Raw genomic sequence first — 16346 nt, 5'->3', positions numbered from 1 at the left:
CGTTCCCACCAGAGCGTGGGAACGATCAGACGCGTTTAAACCCGAAAGTGGCTGACCATCATCTGCAACTGATTACCCAACCGCGCCAGTTCAACACTCGACGCAGCAGTTTCATCACTGGCGGCAGCCGTCTGTTCGGACACGTCGCGCACGTTGATGATGCTGCGGCTGATCTCTTCGGCCACGGCACTTTGCTGCTCGGCGGCGGCCGCGATCTGCTGGTTCATCGACTGGATGTTGGACACCGTGCGGGTGATGTTTTCCAGTGACACGCCGGCCTTGCGGGTCAGCGCCACGCTGCTGTCGGTCAGGGTGCGGCTGTTGTTCATCACCGCCGACACCTGTTGGGTGCCGTTCTGCAGACCGGCCACCAGGCCTTCGATTTCTTCGGTGGATTTCTGCGTGCGTTGGGCCAGGCCACGCACTTCGTCGGCCACCACGGCAAACCCGCGACCGGCTTCACCAGCGCGGGCCGCTTCGATGGCGGCGTTGAGCGCCAGCAGGTTGGTCTGTTCGGCGACGGCCTTGATCACGTCCATGACGCTGCCGATCTTGTCGCTTTCCTGTTGCAGCACACTCATGGCTTCGGTGGAACGGGCCACTTCGCTGGCCAGGCGTTCGATCTGGGCGATGGCTTCGTTGACCACCTTGTCGCCCTCGCGAGCTTCGCCGTCAGCGGCGGCCGCTGCCTGGGAGGCTTGTTCGGCATTGCGCGCAACCTCCTGCACCGTAGCTGTCATCTCGTGCATGGCCGTGGCCACCTGATCGGTCTCGACCTTCTGGCTGTTGACCCCGGCGCTGGTTTGTTCGGTCACGGCCGACAGCTCTTCGGCGGCGCTGGCAATCTGGGCGACGCCATCGCGAATGCCGCTGATCAAATCGCGCAGGGTGACGCCCATGCGCGCAATGCCTTGCTGCAACACGCCGAGTTCGTCGCGGCGAGTCACCTTGACGTCGTGGGACAGGTCGCCACCGGCGATGCGCTCGACCACGGCCAGGGTGTCGCGCAACGGGCCGGTGATCTGGCGGGTGATGATGACGGCAGCAATGATGCCCACCAACAATGCCAGCAGCGTGCTGATCAGTTGCAGGGTGCGGGCCTGGGCGCTTTCGGCGTCACGGCGGTCGAGCTGGATCTGATACAGCTGATCGCTCAGGGACACGATGGCAGCGCCCTGTTCGGTCATTTCCTTGCGCGCCTGGACGGCGTCGTTGCTGGCGTTTTTATAAGCCTGCAAGGCACTGCGGTAGTTGCTCAGCGCGGTTTCCAACTGACGTAGGGCTTCAGGCTGAGTCTCGGCGAAATGCCCGCTCAATGACTTCAGACTGGCAATCACCACATCCAGTTGGCGGACGGCTTTTTGTTCGGTCTCGGCATTGGTGGTGGCGGTGTAGCTGCGCACTTCGTAACGGGCCTGCAAAAAGGCTTCCTTGGCGGCCGTGATGGCCTGGAATTGTTCGAAGCGCTGATCACTCGAAGGCATTTGCTGCACGTCGGAGTTGATGGCATCGATCAGCTTGCTGGCGGTTTCGGCGTTGCTGCCCATCACATCGCGGGCGCTGTTGCCGGTGCGGTAGGCGCTGCGCATTTTATTCAGGGACGTCTTGTAAGCCTCGATGACGGCGCCTTGTTCCCTCAGCAACTTGAAATTGTCCGGGCTCTTGAATTTCGCCAGCAGCGCTTGTTGCTGGGCGGAGAACGCATCCAGGGTGGTCTGTACGTTTTGCGCGGCGGTTTCGTCGCCGTTGGTCAGCATGTATTGCAGACGAACCACGCGCAGTTTGGTCAGGCCGGCATTGAGTTGAGTGATGTCGCTCATCCAGTTGCTGCGGTCAATCAAACTGCCCAGGCTCATCCAGCCGGTCAGGGCGAGGACGCAGGTCAATGCCAGGACCAGGCCGAACCCCAGGCCCAGTTTCAGGTTCACGCTGATATTGCCGAACCAGCTATTCATCAAATTCCTCCAGGAACGTTGTGTTTCTTGATCGTCGGTTGGCTGGAAGATTGTTGTTTTTGGGCGCCAGCAAGGTGGGTAGCAGGTGTGTATCGGCAGCGAGGCCGGGAACTGTAGGGAGGTCTTTTGCCGTTGTTCTTAAGCTTTTTTTCACAACCGTTTCACTTCCAGCCAACGCGCGCCTCTCTACCCTCGCGGCATCGAATGACAGTGATGCATGCCGGCGGGGCGGCTTGATGTGGAATTGAGACTGAGACTGTTCGGGATTAAACGCTCCCTCGACCTGAGCCCTCTGGCCCGCTATCGCAACGGGGCTGTGGTGCTGGCCTCTGCGCTGCTGGTGATCCCGTTGACGGTATGGCTGTTGCGCCCCGCCGCCGTGCCGGACCTGGCCGACGGTAATGTGGCCGGCGCCCGAGCGTTGGCGGCCGGCTGGGCCAAAGGTGACATGATCGTGCTGGTGCGCCACGTCGAGCGTTGCGATCACTCCTCGGCAGCCTGCCTGAGCGGCGATGACGGCATTACCGAGCGTTCCCGTAGCGTGGCAGTGGCGCTGGGTGCGCAGTTCGAACGACTGGGCTTGAACCAGGCCGACATCTACAACAGCCCGGTCATGCGGACCGCGCAGACCGCCGGCTATATGTTCAACAAGGTCAGTTTCGATGATGACTGGTTGATCAACTGCAAGGGCACCATGTTGCGTGACGCCCTGGCGCACAAAGTGGCCGGCCGCAACCTGATTCTGGTCACCCACAGCGAATGCATGTCGCAACTTCTGAAAGACCTCGAGTTGCCAAGCTCGACCCTGGGTTACGGCGCTTCCTTGTTCATTTCTGCCGAATCGTTACAGGCGCCGCGCATGCTCGGTTTCATCGACGCGTCGGACTGGCGCTCGGTGACCGGCGAATGACTTCACTTTCTCGATCAGGGCGCTCAATGCTGACGTCCTCCCGCTCGCGTTTCTACCGGGTGAACTTCGGTATCCCGCTGGTCTTTGCTGTCGTGGTTTTCCTGCTGTTCGACCTCACCAGAATCGACATCGCCTTCAGCGATCTTTTTTATGATCCGGTCGCGAAAGTTTTCCCGCTGGATCATGTCCATCTCTTCGAAAAGATCACCCATAAATGGGCGCGGATCATCCCGAACTGGACCGGCGAGATAGCCATCGTCGGCGCCTTGCTGTCGTTCCTCTGGCCGTGTCTGAAAGCTGAAAAGCATTCGACAATCATCGCGTTCCTGGAAAAGATCAAGGTCGCGCCGGTGCTGCGGTTTGCCAGCAGGCACCGTCGTGATTTCCTCTATGTGGTGTTCGCGTTTTCCATCAGCACAGGTGTCATCCACTACCTCAAGGGTCATACCAGTGTGTATTGCCCGATCGAAACGACCCAGTACGGGGGGCAGGTTGAACACAAGGAGTGGTACCAGAATTTCGATCTGCTGCACGTCGCAGGCAGCGGTCGTTGCTGGCCGGGCGGTCATGCGTCGGGTGGTTTTACCCTGCTGGCGTTGTACTTCGTCGCGCGCCGTTACCGCTGGCGCCATTCCAAAGCAGTGATGTACGGCTCGTTGGCCCTTGGTTTCGTCTACGGCACGACGCGGGTCCTGCAAGGCTGGCACTACATGTCCCACACCTTCTGGGCCGGGATCTTTGTGTGGCTGGCGTGTTTGCTGACGGCGCTGGCGTTCTATGGGCGAGCGCGGCTGGAGTTGCCGGTTTTGCAGAAGCATGAAGAACCGACGTTGGCGGCTCAGCCTCAGCCCGTCATTTGAGATGGTTTTTTCGCGGGCGAGCCTGCTTCCACAGGGGAGTCTGCGGCGACCAGCGCTGGTCAGGTGTTTCATGGCGATGATTAAAAAAACTCAAACCGCCAACGGCAAGGTCACGATAAAGGTACTGCCCTTGCCGTCGCCATCACTCATGCCGATGACCATGCCGCCATGGGCCTCGACCAGCTCGCGAACCACGGTCAGGCCAATGCCCAGGCCTGCACGGTTGAAGTCGACGGCGTGAACATCCTGCACGAAGGGCTCGAAGATAAAAGGCAGCGCCTTGGCAGAAATACCGATGCCATTGTCGGCAATGCTCATCTGCAGCAGATTGTCTTCGCGGGTCACCGACAGCGTAACCGTGCCGCCCGCCTGGGTGTACTTGGCCGCGTTGCCCAGCAGGTTGCCGAGGATTTGCGTGAGCCGTACCGCATCGCCGTTCACCGCGAGCGCCTCTTCAGGCAACTCTGCGGTGAAGTGCAGATGACGAGCAGCCATCACCGGGCTGCACACGGTGATGGCGTCCTGAATGATTTGCACCATATCGACGATTCGACAATCCAGGCGCAACTTGCCGGTGCTGGCGCGGGAGACGTCGAGCAAATCGTCCACCAGGCGCGACATGTGCTGCACCTGGCCTTCGATCAGTGCCTGCATTCGGGGCAGCTCTTCCTTCGGCACCCGCACCAGTCGACCGGCGATCATGCTGATGGGGGTCAAAGGATTGCGCAGCTCGTGAGCCACCAGCGTGAGGATATTTTGTTGCTGGGCCAGGCTGTGCTCGGCCGAGGCTTGCAGGTGTTGCGCACTGAGTACGGCACGCACCAGTTGTTCGTTGGTGTCACGCATCTCCAGGTAGCGTTGGTGTTCTTCGGCCGAGCGTTGGGGTTTTTCCGCATCCGACTGCGCCAGCAGAATCGCCAGGACCAATTGCTGATTGGCCTCGATCAGTTGCTCGACCTGTTGGCTATCGACGAGCTGGGTGTTGGCCTCGCTCAGCTCCTTTTGCAGCGCCGCCAGTACGGCTCGCGCCTCGACGGTTTTCTGGCCGAGCAGGAACAGTTCGCGAGCGGCGGTGGCCATTGCTTGCTCGTTCTTGCTGTTAGCCTCATTCATGATGGTTCGTTCATCCCTGGTCTTTGTCAGCGTGCTGTCGGGTTGGCCTGCCCCCGAGCAATCCTTCCTGCTCCGGCAACATCTCGCCGATCTGTAAACCTTGATCGTCGATGCGGTACAGGCGCAATTCATCGGAATGGGCGCTGGCCCGGACCTTGACCACGGCCATGATGCGCAGCAGGCGGCTCTGCACTTCAATGTAGCGCTGAACGATGATGGCGTCGGTGAGGAACGCCGTACCGTAAGGGCTGAAACGCAGATCGGTGTAGCGGTCTTCCAGCTCAGAGGTCATTAACACGCTGACGCCGGCGCTGGTCAGGGCGGTGACCATGCGCGACAGCGACTCACGGAAGTCTTCGCGGAAAGTGGGAGCCAGCGCCAGTTCGAAACCCGACAGTGAATCGATCACGACGCGGGTGGCTTTCAGCCGGGTGATCTCGCTCAGCAGCAACTGCACGATTTCGTCGATGGACAGGTCCGGAGCGCGGCTGTCCACCAGACCGACCTGACCACTCTGGATAAGGCGGGCGAGGGTCGCATTCTGGGAATGATTGGGCCGCTGCTCGAACACCGCGATCACCCCGGTTTCGCCATTGCGTACGCCTTCAGCGAGGAAAGTCGCGGCCAGAATACTCTTGCCCGAGCCCGACGGCCCGGCCACCAGCAAGGAGTAACCACGGGGCAGCCCGCCGCCAAGCATATCGTCGAGTTGCGCGACGCCCATCTTCAGGCGTTTGATGGGCAATTCCTGTGGCGCTTCCACCGGGTTGAGTGCCGCCGGCGCAAAGACCTTGATGCCCGACGTCGCGATGCGGAAGGTGTGCAGCCCCGGAAGTGTCGGCTGACCGCGCATCTTCATGATTTCCATTTTGCGCACCATGGAATTGCGCTGGACGCTCTGGCGCAGCCAGATCAGGCCGTCGGCGACGGTGAAAATCGGGTTGGTGTCGGTTTCGGTGAAGTATTCGCCAATCAGGAAAGTTGTCGCCTGCCAGGTGGTCATCAACATGCCCAGTTGCTGAATGAACTGCGGCAGGTTGTTGTTCGGGTTGTCCTGGGTCTGGCTGGCCAGTACCACCGAACGGAACGAGTCGACGAACACCAGCGCCGGTGAATGCGCCTCCACCTCGCTGACAATGCGCCGCAATACTTCGTCCAGATTACCGGCCAGGGTGTCGTCGGCCAGATTGATGTAGCGGATCGACTGATTGATCGCTTCACTGTCGAAAAAATCGAATTGTTGCTGATAACGCAGCATCTTCAGCGGAGGCTCGCCGAGCACGGTAAAGAACAGTGCCGGGCGCTCAGGCGTTGCCAGGGCAAACATCATCTGGTGAGCGAGGGTGGTCTTGCCGCAGCCGGGAGGGCCTGCGATCAAGTTGAACGAAAACTCCGGTAAACCTCCGCCCAGTACCTCGTCCAGTCCTGGCACGCCGGTGGCCAGGCGGTTGATAGTCACTTTGGTGCTCATGGCGAAGTTTCCTGCGAAGGGGTGTCGCTCAAAGAAGGTTCCCACACGCCACGAAGCAAACGTGCGGTGAGCGAGGGCCCGATCAGCGTGGTCAGCAGCTGGTAGAAAGTACTCAGCAACACTTCACCGAAAAACAGGGCATCGGCTGCGCTTTGCTCAACGAGTACGGACTTGAGGGCTGTCAGGTCCAGGGAGGCCTGCACACTGTCGTAGGTGCCGGCCAGGCGCGGATGGTTGGCGGCGCACAGATGGAGACTGCGGCGATAAAGCGCGGCAACCCCTTGTTGACCAAGAATGGGCGTGAGGGCTACGACCATTGCCTGCAAAATTGATGCGATCGCTTGTGCGACTGTTGCGATGTCAGCGTTGGGGCCAACGCGGTGCGTCAGAGAAGCTACGATCTGACGGCTCTCTTCGCTTAGCGTGGACATGGCTAACTGATATCTGATGGACAGTCTTTGATGGTACACCCTATAGGGCTATAGGGAGTGAATTGCGTCAGAGGAGGGCGGTTATTGGATGACCGAATGAAGCGAACCATTCAAAAGGCAAAAAAAAGCCCGCGGGAGGGCGGGCAAACCGTAGTTTCTTGAAGAGCGAGTGCAATGTACCGGTTGGAGAGGGGCGGTGGGGTGAAGAAAAATTCATCTGTGCGCGATGTGAGGAAGCCGACCCAACAGAAAGTTACATAAAGTGAAACCTTTTGTTGAGTCGTTGTGCACGAAGCCTTGGATGACAGCTTAAAAACGGGCGACCTCAGTAAGGTCGCCCATTTTCTGTCCAGGTGTTCGGTCATTTCGGTTTGAAGGGCCCGCTCTACCGGCATCTTGGTGAGCTACTTGAGCAGGCCGTTTTAATTAAGGCGCGCCATCAGCCTTGCTTACCAGAATCGGGACCTCTCTCCGGCTGGTCCCGGCTTCCATGGCCGCCACCAGATCCTTGGCACCCAAGCCCCATTTGGTGATGACTTTAAAGGCATCAGTGAAGGAGACATCCAGAGGATGCACGCGGCTCGCTTCCAGCACGTAGATGGCGCCGGCCAATGGCGTGGGCACTGAAGGGACGAAGATGGTGTAGCGGCCATCCTCGAACACCTCAATGATGAAAGCCGGCACGAGAGCATCTTCGATTTCGACCAAGGCGGGCTTCCATACATTTTGCCGGCTATCTCCCGCCACTTGCTGGGTCAGACTACGAAACAGGCCGTAGCCGGGGATTTTTTCAAACACCCCCCTTTCCACCCGCGTGCGGGTGCGTTCGCCCAAACGTGTACGCAGAGCGGCGCCAATGAAAAAGCAGATCAGCAAAACCAGAATCAACGATAAGAGCTGCTCGGCAGGCAGCCATTCCGGCAACAGTTTGGAAAAGGGTCGCACCAGTTGTCCCAGTGACTTCATGCCCTTGAGCAACACCAGGATGGCGAGGTAGATGGGGACGATAACGAGTAAACCTGCAACTACCCGTTTGGCGAAGTACGCGAGTGCCGCTTTCATATGCACTGCCTTTGTCGGGATTGGCGGAATTGGGCCGCGCCCCTTGATCGTTCTCTGCAGTTGCAGTGCACAGTCTTGGAGTCAAGACGCCGCGCAGCTACAACCGATTGCCGAAAGGATCAACCTTCCTGGCCCCACAGCGAAGTGCGGGGGTGAGATGTACGTTATTAGTATTTGATGTCACGAGCGGTGTCACGCGTGTCCTGTTTAGTGTCGCGCTTATCCTGGCGGCAATCGGCGCGGCTCTTTTCGTCGCCTTCCTTGCATTCTTCCTTGGTTTCCCGGGAAGCGTCGCGCCCCTCCTGCTTGGTATCGCGCGACTCTTGTCGCTGGTCAGCCTGATTGGTGGCAAAAGCCTGCGTCGGCACCCAGTAGCCGCCAGCTGCAATGGCCAGAGTGGTCAGGGCGGTCAGATAATACCTGCGGATCATGATCATTCTCCTTGCAGAGTATTCGATCACTTCTAGCCCCTACCTGTTTACCGCTCGCGGTCAACTGGGGCTGTTGTGCCGCGAAAACCTGAAACGTTACTCGAAGTGTGGGATTTAACGATAGAACGACATTGGCAGTCCTACAAGGCAGTCGCTTCCCGTCTGTCGCGAGAGGAAGAAAACGTAGAAAAAGTCTCGCCTTCGCGGGTCAATTGCCGATGCAGCACAACTTTAAATAGAAAAAGCGTCGTCGTTGTCGATGTATTGCGTTGTAACAGGTCAAGTCTGAACTAAGCGGGCACGCGTGCTGGATCCAGTGGAGCGTATTACTGAAGTGATCTTTGGCCTGCTCATGGCAATGACCTTCACTGGCACCATCAGCGTAGCGACGTCGGGCCAGGAAGCGGAACGTACGATGATGATCGCTGCGCTGGGTTGCAACCTCGCCTGGGGACTCGCCGATGCAATAATGTATCTACTGCGAACCCTGATCGAGCACACCCGCAACCGCACGCTCCGCGCAAACCTGTGCGGCGCAACTGACGCAGCCACCGGCCAGGCGCTGATTGCCGATGCGTTACCGCCGCGTATTGCGGCAGTGGTCGGTACGGATGAGCTGGAGTCGCTGCGTCGCCGCGTGATCGAGTATTCATCCACTCCCTTGCCACCACGCCTCGGCTGGGATGACTTCAAGGGGGCCGCGGGCGTTTTCCTATTGGTAGTGGTCTCAAAAAGGGGGACGGATCTATTTAGTGGCACCACTTTTTTGTCTGTTACCTTTGACACATTCAAGAAATAAGGCTGCGAAACCAGATAAAGCAATCATAAAAAAGTGCGACCTCAGTGAGGTCGCCCATTTTCTTTTCTACGTCTAAATCCGCTTTTGCAATCGCCGCCCAAAAACGTTCAACAAATCGCAGCCGTCGCGCAGTGAAGCGACCAACACCCGCGCCAGTTCACTGTGAACATTTTCGTTTGCAGCGAAGCTCTCCAGCAATTGGGTTGCCGTGCGGATGCGGTAGGCCGCGGTTTCGCACAACACGTCCAGAGGCGCTTCAGTGCCGGTAACCGGCATGTATCGATCCATGGCAAAAACCTCCAGTTGGTAAAAAAGGACGTGGCCACTCAGGGTTGACTGGTGGACAGGTCTCTGGCAATTCATCGGGTGGGTCCAGGTTGTCCAGCGCCCGGTTTACCAACAGTTCGGCCACCACCGCCAGTTGCTGGATCGCCAGCGCTACGTTGCGGCGAGAGCTTTCCAGATCGCAGGCAAGGTCCGTGCTCATGACGTTGATCGAGGCCAGGGTTTCGCAGGCGTGAGCGAGCAGGGAGGGTGTGTCGATGTCGGGGAGGATGGTGAAGACGTGGCTGACGGGATCGGGGAGACGTGGATTGCGCAGGCGGGCGCTCACGAGGGGTTCAGTGACTTCGGAGAGCCTGGATAAATCGGGGGCATCGGCTGCCAAATCCGGCAAGGCGTCCGGTGGATTGGGGCTGTGTTTTTTCATGGTCTAATTCCTGGTTTGTCATAGGACCTGCCATTCCCCTGCTGTCAATCAGGGAGGGTGGCAGCTGTACGCAGGTTGACAGACCGGAAACACAGGAAACCGGTGCATCCAAAGATGCCCCACGCACAGCCGCCATGAAAAAACTGCACGCGCGCAAGCATGCCGTTTTATTAGGCAGAGTGGAAGGTTCCGGTTTTCAGCCTGTCAAAGCTGATCGCTGATTTGCAGCGACATCTGAAGGCTATCTATGACGGGCAGAGTTCGCTAGTTCATGGAAGGCGACGCGTCTTGCAGGAAATTTCCTAGGACGGAGAGGGAGGGGCGCCACGATTTGACGGGGAATTTCTTGGGACTTCAGCCTCAGGAGCTGCGCGTCTTTGGCGGAGAGTGACTTTCTCCTTCAAAAGATTGCCTCAGTATCCGTCACCTGAAAAACTCTCAACAGCCACCCAGCTTCCCCTGGGATCAACCTGTATTGAACCTGCCGAATTTTTCCCGTCCGCCCAGCCTCGGCGTCAGCACCGTCATAAACCGGAAACTGCCGCACCAACGAATTTTCCGTCACAGCAAACTCATCCTCGCCTTGGTAACCCTCTGCAAATTTCGGGTTGTCACTGACAGGAGGCAGATAAATCGTGCTGAGCGATTTCTTGCGGTTAGCGGAGTAGGCAATGAGCTCACCCGCCATCCCACGCCCCGATGATTTGACGAAGACGTAAATCTCGGGTGACCCGTTGCGATCAAGGTCCGCTACCTCCGCTCGAACGATGTTGCCGGTGAGAGGGTGAGTTACCTTCGAGTTGTCGATTTCCAGCCCTTGGGGTGTGATGTAGAGCACAGGATTTCCATCGACCAACGCCGTCGTCACATGAAAACGAATGCCCTGCAATTCGAGTGTTTGGTCGAACGGCTGGATGCTGTCCCTGGCATCATCGACAAGTCTCGATGACAGGTGCTGCGCTGTGAGCGGGCCTTTGATGGATTGGGTGGCCGTCACGGTTTCGGCGCCGTTATTGAAAGGGGGGTCGACAAGAGGTGCGACCTCGACGGTAGCGTGGGCAGCCAAAGAAATCGTGACAGCGAAGGAAGCTGAAATCCGGGCAATCATGCACATCTTCCTGAATGCTTCTGTTCGGTGGTGTTGTCCACGTAGATGAGACAGCAGCATAGAGGGTGTAGCGCCAAGCATCCCGACTTTAACGTTGCTGCAGTTGGTCCAATGTCACGGTGCGCTTGAAATGATGTTTCTGGAAGGGTGTTTTGGATTCGTCAAGACCACCACTGCCCACTAAAAAGAGGCGACGCCCCAGCCAGGTGATTGCCACGCGCTCGGTCAAAGAGTTGGAACTGGTGGTCGGCAGTGAAGTGATTACCTTCGTGAAATCCACCGAGGTATCGATCGCCAAGTTGTAAGCAGTGCGCTACAGACCACCCCGAACGGTTTGAGCCCTTCGGGTTTTTTATGCTGACGGTGGAGGTGTCACGGATCAGGCGCACAGCGCCAACCGCCAGTTGGAATGAATGTGCCGAGTGAAGACATGACGGCTTCATTGGCGAAAATATCCGGGGCAAACGGGTCCACCGATGATGGCAGCAGGAATTGGCCAGTTTTGGCGGGGAGCGTTGAGCACTCGATTTTCCATGGGGTTTTTCCGGCATGATGTCGGCCAAAAGACAGTTCGCAGGCGAACAGGGAAGCAGGGTTTATCGAGCTTTCGGATTGGCTGAACGTTTCGCGCAAATGAGCACCCGGTGTCAACGGTGTGGGGCGGCTGGCGGCGAACAGAAAATAGTCCCCGACCAATAGCAGACAGCCCTGACGCGATGGCTCATCTCTCGCGTGCAACCATTGGCCACGACAAGCGCCGAGGGAGTCGGGCAAGCGTTCCCATATTTCATAGTAACTTTCGTCCAGAGCGGTTTCTATCAGGCACTCACTGGTTTCAAAGTGCATGCGACCAATGTCCTCAGCGCCACTCACCGGCTGATAGTCCATTTTGCGATGCCATTGGCAAATGTCGGCGTCTATCTGGGTCACTCCGGCGAAACCTTTCTGTTCGCACAACGCCAGATGTTGAGAGTGGCTGAGAGCTTCAAGCGCCAGACGTGGGAGTGGATTGGAGGGGATTCGCAGGTCGGCAAACAGTCGCGGTGTCTGTAGCCAATACACGACCGTTTCGCTGTCCGAACGCCCTGAGCGGTGCTGGATCAAACGCCGCTTCCATACGCCAAGATAACATTGTGCAACCTGATGCATTGATACTCCCTGTGTTACGCGTCGCGTTTGGGCTGATGGGGCGGCAGATACAGTCCCGGATAGTCATCGAACACCGCATGCCGGAGGCTGTGGGTCAGACGCCTTGGGAAAGCTCCTGCGAGCGACGATGAGCCGCTCGGGCAGCCGCTTCAACCAGGTGACGCAGGGCCTGATCCTGTTCGAACGTGGCGATTGCCGATGCCGTGGTTCCGTTGGGCGAGGTAACCGCGGTGCGCAGGGCGACGAAATCGGCGCCCGGTTGAGTCTGCAGCGAAGCTGCGCCAAAGGCCGTTTGTGCGGCCAGCGCATTGGCCAGTTCAGGGCTCAACCCGAGCGCCACGCCAGCTGCAGAAAGGGCTTCGCTGAACAAGTGGTAATAGGCCGGACCACTGCCGGAGATGGCGGTGACGGCATCCAACAACTCTTCACGATCGACCCAACTGGCGAGGCCGACTGCAGCGAACAGGCGGGTGATCAGCTCGCGCCGGGTATCACCCAATGCAGCATCAGCATAAAGGCCGGTGCAACCGGCACCTACCAGGACGGGTGTGTTAGGCATGGCGCGAACCACCGGGCAGCGCTGACGAAGGGCTTGACTCAGGTTGGACACGGTCACGCCGGCCGCTACTGAAATAACCACGGCACCCTCGCACAGGACGTCAGGCAGGGCGGCCAGGACTTCACAGGCATAGGTGGGCTTGACCGCCACCAGAATGATGTCGAAGGGGCGCGCCGGTACAGCGTCCAGGCTTGGGTATAGGCTGGCGCTACTGGACGACTGCAAATGCGGATCGACCGCTGAAAGGCTGTCGACCAAGCGGGCTGCAAGCCAGGCTTCGCCGATGGCGCTGCCCATACGACCGTAACCTATGAAAAGTGCGTTCATGTTGTTCCTTGTGGGAGTTGTCCAGGTTGCCTCGCGTGTGACATGGATCGCACGGGTGCGCAGCCTCCTATCGCAAACGGCAAGCTCTGGCACGCCAATGCTGCGGTTCACCTCTACCTGTTGTCATCGACTCATTGGTGTCCCCCTCACTTCGACCATGACGCCGACCAATGATCGAGTAATCCGAAGAACCACTGGTGCATACGGGCGTAACAGGCTTCATCCGCAGTTGAGGGCATAGGCAGTGGCGACTCGGCAGCAAAACGGCGGTTGAGCGCATTCACAATATGCGGTGTCCATTCCGGGTGAAACTGCAATCCGATCATCCCATCGCCGACTGAGTAAGCCTGGTTTTCCCAGTCTGATCCCCTGGCCAGATGCCTGGCCCCAGCCGGCAACGCAAAACCACATTCGTGCCACTGCAGTACCTGCATGTTATGCCCGTCATCCTCACCATCCCCGATGATCTCCACCTCGCACCATCCCCCCTCAGGGTGGTCGATGGGGGCAACCTGCGCCCCGAGCCGATCAGCGAGCAGTTGCCCGCCCAGGCAAATACCGAGCACCGGCTTGGCCATGCGCAGCACGTTGCCAAGCCAGGCCTTCTCCTGCTCCAGCCAAGATGGGCAATCCGCCCCTACCGCATCGAAGGGGCCTCCCAACAACACGTAGGCATCGTAGTCTCCGTGCGTCGGCAACTGCCCTAGATCACCGCGAAACAGTTCGATGGCGACATCACGACGCAGAGCCCAATCGGCGAGGGCGCCAGGCCCTTCTTCCGCCAGGTGCTGAAGGCAAGCGATCTTCTTCATGTGACGTCTCCCAAAATAGGCAATATGAGCTCCAAAGCGTGCACGGCAACTCCTTCCCGCAGGTCGGGACACAGTGGATTATGCGTATCGATTAAGCATCGCCTCTCCCTTGCCGAGGCGAAAAACGTTCGCTATTCTCCGCCACAAAACTTGCTTTTCAATCCACGAATATTCAACATTAATTGAGCAAATGGAAACATTCGATCTAGCGACCCTGCGCCAATTCCTGGCCCTTGCGCGCCACCAAAACCTGTCCGATGCCGCTTGGGAACTGCACCTCAGCCCGAGTGCTCTGTCCAAGGGGCTGAAGAGACTGGAACAAGCCTTGCAGACCACGCTGTTCGACCGCCAAGGGCGCAATCTGCGCTTGAACGCCGACGGTGCGCGATTGCTTGATCGGGCGGCGGCGCTGATGGCCAATGCCGATCAGATGCGTAGTGAGTTTCTAGGGACTCGCGGTAGTTTCCATTGCCGGATCTCCGGGCCCGCGCTGTTGCAGTTGAATTGGGGACGGCGCATAGCCAGTTTGATCGGCGAACGCTTTCCCGGCGCTCAAGTGGCTTTCGGCAACGAGAAGGAAGACGAAGCGCTCAGTGCCTTGGCCCGCGGTGAGGCGGATCTGGCACTGGTGACCACGGCAGCCCTGGGGGCGCTCGACCCGCGCCATAGCGCGCTGAACATCGGAATGACCCGCTTTGAAGTGGCCGTCGGCGCAAACCACCCGCTCACCCTCGGTGCCAGTAGCCCATGCGCCACAGTGAGCGAGGTTCTGAAATACCCCTTCGTGGTCCCTACACAGCCGCCGTTTCGCGGGCTGCAAGGTGGGCCGGCTACCGACGGCTGGCGTGACGATCAGCAACCGCGGATCATCCGCTACCGCAGCGATGACCTTCTTTTGGTTGATGGCCTTGTGCGCGCGGGTTTGGCTCTGGCCTACCTGCCGGACTATGCGCTGGCCGAACTTCAGCTGTTACGGCTCGATCTGACTGACAACCCTTTCTCATGTACCCAACAGGTCGTGCTGGTTTATCGCCCCAGCAGCGCCAGCGGCTGGCTCAATTATGTGGTTGAGGTGATGAAGTCCGAGGTTGATGCCACCGGGGCCGGCACAGATTGCCTTCGACCTGCGTAGTGCCCGCCACCCACCCTGTTGGGCCAGTGCAAGGGATAACGGTCGCAACGGCGGAGCGCGATTCATTAATGAATCTGTAAAACTCATTGATCAAGCGACGGCGCGCCCCAAGGAGCGCGCCATGCATTATTTCTTACCGATACCAGAACTATTTCACCATTATTTTGGGGTTTGAGTTTCCCCAAACGGTATAGAGATCAGCCAAAAGCGCTCCATTGATTTCTTCGATTTCAGCCTGTGTTACCTCCGCGCCCCCTTGTTTACCAAATAACACCACTTCATCCCCCGCCTTTACCTCGGGTACATCCGTGACATCGACCATCAAGGTATTCATCGAGACCTTGCCAACCACTGGGACGCGACGACCCTCTATCAACACCACGCCTTTATTGGTAAATACACGATGATAACCGTCGGAGTAACCCACCGTGATATTCGCCAGTTTTGAATCGCGAGTCAGTGTGAAGGTATGGTCGTAGCCGACGGTATTGCCCGCTGGATAACTGTTGACTGACGCAACATGTGTCTTGAACTGCATCACACGTTGGTACTCGGTTCGCGTTGGCACAGTGTCGCCAAACAAGGCCCCCCCAGTACGAACCATATCCAAGCGAGCCTCCGGCACCTCCAAAGTGGCGAACGAGTTCGCTACGTGCAACGTGACCTTCTTACGATCAAGCTGTGCGACATCCATCAACCAGGCCGACTGCTCGTTGAAGGTGGCCAGGCACTTGCGTACATCATCCTTATCTTCCACCGCAAAGTGGGTCATGATCGCAACCACATCGACATTTGGCAGCTTGGTGATCGCCACCGCATCTTTCTTGCCCTGTTCGGTTGCCATCTCCAGCCCGCTACGGCTCATGCCGCCGGAGTTCAGAGCAATATGAACCTGTAATTTGCGATTGTGCTGGTGTGCAAGTTCAGCCGCTTGGCGGGCGAAGTCGAGGTTACCCACCAATTCTTCAACGTTGTACTGAAGCGCGTCCTCCACCTCCCCCAAGGCAGCCGTGCGAACACGAACCAACTGACCTTTAAAACCACTTTCTCGAACCACGCGTGCTTCTTCGTTACTGGCAACGGCGACACACGGCACACCCGCCGCGATCACCGAGGGCATCACCAGGCCAATACCGTGACCATAGGCGTCGCCTTTAAGAACCGCGCAGAGCTTCGACTTACCCCCCAGCTCAACTTGTAGCGTGCGAATATTGTGTTCTAGTGCAGTTTTGTTCACTTCAATCCAGGCATTGCTCGCCTGTGCAGTCAGAACTGAGTTGCCGTTCGTTAGAGATAATGGAGGTGCAGCCTGGGCTTGATTGTGCAAAAAAACCAGCCCAAGGGACAACGCAAGAACAGTACGGGTAAAGGGCATATTAACTCTCCATAGAGTCGATTTTATTATTTTTGGTTAATCAACTTCTAACGCGTGCCTGACCTCGCACGCAGGCCAAATCGTTTTTACGAGCGATATGTTTACGCCTGGCCAGGCGGTTTTTTTATTTGTGTTTCAATAAT

General features: G+C 58.1%; 15 protein-coding genes and 4 pseudogenes. 5 read left to right on the top strand and 14 right to left on the bottom strand.

Features of this window, described 5'->3' with window-relative positions:
* Positions 1 to 35 precede the first annotated feature (35 nt).
* Positions 36 to 749 (bottom strand): methyl-accepting chemotaxis protein, encoded by a 714-nt coding sequence (locus F8N96_RS35935; RefSeq protein WP_412071828.1) that lies wholly within the window; start codon positions 747 to 749, stop codon positions 36 to 38.
* A gap of 144 nt (positions 750 to 893) precedes the next feature.
* Positions 894 to 1820, bottom strand: a pseudogene (locus tag F8N96_RS35930) (methyl-accepting chemotaxis protein); the annotation flags it as partial.
* A gap of 373 nt (positions 1821 to 2193) precedes the next feature.
* On the opposite strand from F8N96_RS35930, the gene F8N96_RS28570 reads away from it, so the two are divergent.
* On the top strand, positions 2194 to 2865 hold the full coding sequence (locus tag F8N96_RS28570; RefSeq protein ID WP_150800635.1) for a histidine phosphatase family protein: 672 nt from the start codon (positions 2194 to 2196) through the stop codon (positions 2863 to 2865).
* A 26-nt stretch (positions 2866 to 2891) separates the two neighbouring features.
* Positions 2892 to 3725 (top strand): phosphatase PAP2 family protein, encoded by an 834-nt coding sequence (locus tag F8N96_RS28565; RefSeq protein WP_150800634.1) that lies wholly within the window; start codon positions 2892 to 2894, stop codon positions 3723 to 3725.
* 90 nt (positions 3726 to 3815) lie between these two features.
* Here F8N96_RS28565 and F8N96_RS28560 read toward each other — a convergent pair whose 3' ends face one another.
* The 5 genes from F8N96_RS28560 to F8N96_RS28540 all read right to left on the bottom strand — a co-directional run bounded on the left by F8N96_RS28560 (position 3816) and on the right by F8N96_RS28540 (position 8263).
* A complete protein-coding gene (locus tag F8N96_RS28560) occupies positions 3816 to 4838 on the bottom strand; it encodes a sensor histidine kinase (protein ID WP_150800633.1) in 1023 nt (340 codons plus the stop codon).
* Between the two features lie 10 nt (positions 4839 to 4848).
* Positions 4849 to 6309, bottom strand: a complete 1461-nt coding sequence (locus tag F8N96_RS28555) for an ATPase domain-containing protein (RefSeq protein ID WP_150800632.1) — start codon at positions 6307 to 6309, stop codon at positions 4849 to 4851.
* A complete protein-coding gene (locus F8N96_RS28550; protein WP_224794135.1) occupies positions 6306 to 6740 on the bottom strand; it encodes a hypothetical protein in 435 nt (144 codons plus the stop codon). The genes F8N96_RS28555 and F8N96_RS28550 overlap by 4 nt, the downstream gene beginning before the upstream one ends.
* A 426-nt stretch (positions 6741 to 7166) precedes the next feature.
* On the bottom strand, positions 7167 to 7802 hold the full coding sequence (locus F8N96_RS28545; protein WP_150800631.1) for a DUF502 domain-containing protein: 636 nt from the start codon (positions 7800 to 7802) through the stop codon (positions 7167 to 7169).
* 167 nt (positions 7803 to 7969) lie between these two features.
* Complete coding sequence (locus F8N96_RS28540; RefSeq protein ID WP_224794134.1) at positions 7970 to 8263, bottom strand: hypothetical protein; 294 nt, start codon at positions 8261 to 8263, stop codon at positions 7970 to 7972.
* Positions 8264 to 8537: 274 nt separating this feature from the next.
* Between F8N96_RS28540 and F8N96_RS28535 the strand changes: the two are divergent.
* A pseudogene (locus tag F8N96_RS28535) lies at positions 8538 to 8963 on the top strand (hypothetical protein); the annotation flags it as partial.
* A 141-nt stretch (positions 8964 to 9104) separates the two neighbouring features.
* On the opposite strand, the gene F8N96_RS28530 reads toward F8N96_RS28535, so the two are convergent.
* The 3 genes and pseudogenes from F8N96_RS28530 to F8N96_RS28520 form a co-directional block, all read right to left on the bottom strand.
* On the bottom strand, positions 9105 to 9320 hold the full coding sequence (locus tag F8N96_RS28530; RefSeq protein WP_150800630.1) for a hypothetical protein: 216 nt from the start codon (positions 9318 to 9320) through the stop codon (positions 9105 to 9107).
* Positions 9321 to 9390: 70 nt separating this feature from the next.
* Positions 9391 to 9741, bottom strand: a pseudogene (locus tag F8N96_RS28525) (DUF6124 family protein); the annotation flags it as partial.
* 400 nt (positions 9742 to 10141) lie between these two features.
* On the bottom strand, positions 10142 to 10849 hold the full coding sequence (locus tag F8N96_RS28520; protein ID WP_150800629.1) for a hypothetical protein: 708 nt from the start codon (positions 10847 to 10849) through the stop codon (positions 10142 to 10144).
* A gap of 200 nt (positions 10850 to 11049) precedes the next feature.
* Here F8N96_RS28520 and F8N96_RS28515 point away from each other — a divergent pair.
* Positions 11050 to 11154 (top strand): annotated as a pseudogene (locus tag F8N96_RS28515) (transporter); the annotation flags it as partial.
* A gap of 67 nt (positions 11155 to 11221) precedes the next feature.
* On the opposite strand, the gene F8N96_RS28510 reads toward F8N96_RS28515, so the two are convergent.
* From F8N96_RS28510 to F8N96_RS28500, 3 genes are all read right to left on the bottom strand, one after another.
* Positions 11222 to 11998: a hypothetical protein gene (locus F8N96_RS28510; RefSeq protein WP_150800628.1), complete on the bottom strand. Its 777-nt coding sequence runs from the start codon at positions 11996 to 11998 to the stop codon at positions 11222 to 11224.
* Positions 11999 to 12092: 94 nt separating this feature from the next.
* Positions 12093 to 12884 carry a pyrroline-5-carboxylate reductase gene (proC, locus tag F8N96_RS28505; protein WP_150800627.1) on the bottom strand — a complete coding sequence of 264 codons (792 nt, stop codon included), beginning with the start codon at positions 12882 to 12884 and terminating at the stop codon, positions 12093 to 12095.
* Positions 12885 to 13030: 146 nt separating this feature from the next.
* Complete coding sequence (locus F8N96_RS28500; RefSeq protein ID WP_150800626.1) at positions 13031 to 13696, bottom strand: type 1 glutamine amidotransferase; 666 nt, start codon at positions 13694 to 13696, stop codon at positions 13031 to 13033.
* Positions 13697 to 13769: 73 nt separating this feature from the next.
* Here F8N96_RS28500 and F8N96_RS28495 point away from each other — a divergent pair, with 73 nt between their 5' ends.
* On the top strand, positions 13770 to 14828 hold the full coding sequence (locus F8N96_RS28495; RefSeq protein WP_150800625.1) for a LysR family transcriptional regulator: 1059 nt from the start codon (positions 13770 to 13772) through the stop codon (positions 14826 to 14828).
* Between the two features lie 148 nt (positions 14829 to 14976).
* Here F8N96_RS28495 and alr read toward each other — a convergent pair whose 3' ends face one another.
* Positions 14977 to 16203, bottom strand: coding sequence for an alanine racemase (alr, locus tag F8N96_RS28490; RefSeq protein WP_150800624.1), 1227 nt, complete (start codon positions 16201 to 16203; stop codon positions 14977 to 14979).
* Positions 16204 to 16346 lie beyond the last annotated feature (143 nt).

Origin of the sequence: Pseudomonas fluorescens (genome assembly GCF_902497855.1) — a bacterium.
GTDB lineage: Bacteria > Pseudomonadota > Gammaproteobacteria > Pseudomonadales > Pseudomonadaceae > Aquipseudomonas > Aquipseudomonas fluorescens_BI.
This window is presented reverse-complemented; position numbering and strand designations above follow the sequence as displayed.

What these genes read in the sequence shown, in the direction of transcription:
- F8N96_RS28530 (WP_150800630.1), bottom strand. Translation starts at nt 9,320, where the DNA reads ATGGATCGATACATGCCGGTTACCGGCACTGAAGCGCCTCTGGACGTG.
- F8N96_RS28545 (WP_150800631.1), bottom strand. Translation starts at nt 7,802, where the DNA reads ATGAAAGCGGCACTCGCGTACTTCGCCAAACGGGTAGTTGCAGGTTTA.
- proC (WP_150800627.1), bottom strand. Translation starts at nt 12,884, where the DNA reads ATGAACGCACTTTTCATAGGTTACGGTCGTATGGGCAGCGCCATCGGC.
- F8N96_RS28510 (WP_150800628.1), bottom strand. Translation starts at nt 11,998, where the DNA reads ATGCATCAGGTTGCACAATGTTATCTTGGCGTATGGAAGCGGCGTTTG.
- F8N96_RS28550 (WP_224794135.1), bottom strand. Translation starts at nt 6,740, where the DNA reads ATGTCCACGCTAAGCGAAGAGAGCCGTCAGATCGTAGCTTCTCTGACG.
- F8N96_RS28555 (WP_150800632.1), bottom strand. Translation starts at nt 6,309, where the DNA reads ATGAGCACCAAAGTGACTATCAACCGCCTGGCCACCGGCGTGCCAGGA.
- F8N96_RS28520 (WP_150800629.1), bottom strand. Translation starts at nt 10,849, where the DNA reads ATGATTGCCCGGATTTCAGCTTCCTTCGCTGTCACGATTTCTTTGGCT.
- F8N96_RS35935 (WP_412071828.1), bottom strand. Translation starts at nt 749, where the DNA reads ATGCACGAGATGACAGCTACGGTGCAGGAGGTTGCGCGCAATGCCGAA.
- F8N96_RS28565 (WP_150800634.1), top strand. Translation starts at nt 2,892, where the DNA reads ATGCTGACGTCCTCCCGCTCGCGTTTCTACCGGGTGAACTTCGGTATC.
- F8N96_RS28560 (WP_150800633.1), bottom strand. Translation starts at nt 4,838, where the DNA reads ATGAATGAGGCTAACAGCAAGAACGAGCAAGCAATGGCCACCGCCGCT.
- F8N96_RS28500 (WP_150800626.1), bottom strand. Translation starts at nt 13,696, where the DNA reads ATGAAGAAGATCGCTTGCCTTCAGCACCTGGCGGAAGAAGGGCCTGGC.
- alr (WP_150800624.1), bottom strand. Translation starts at nt 16,203, where the DNA reads ATGCCCTTTACCCGTACTGTTCTTGCGTTGTCCCTTGGGCTGGTTTTT.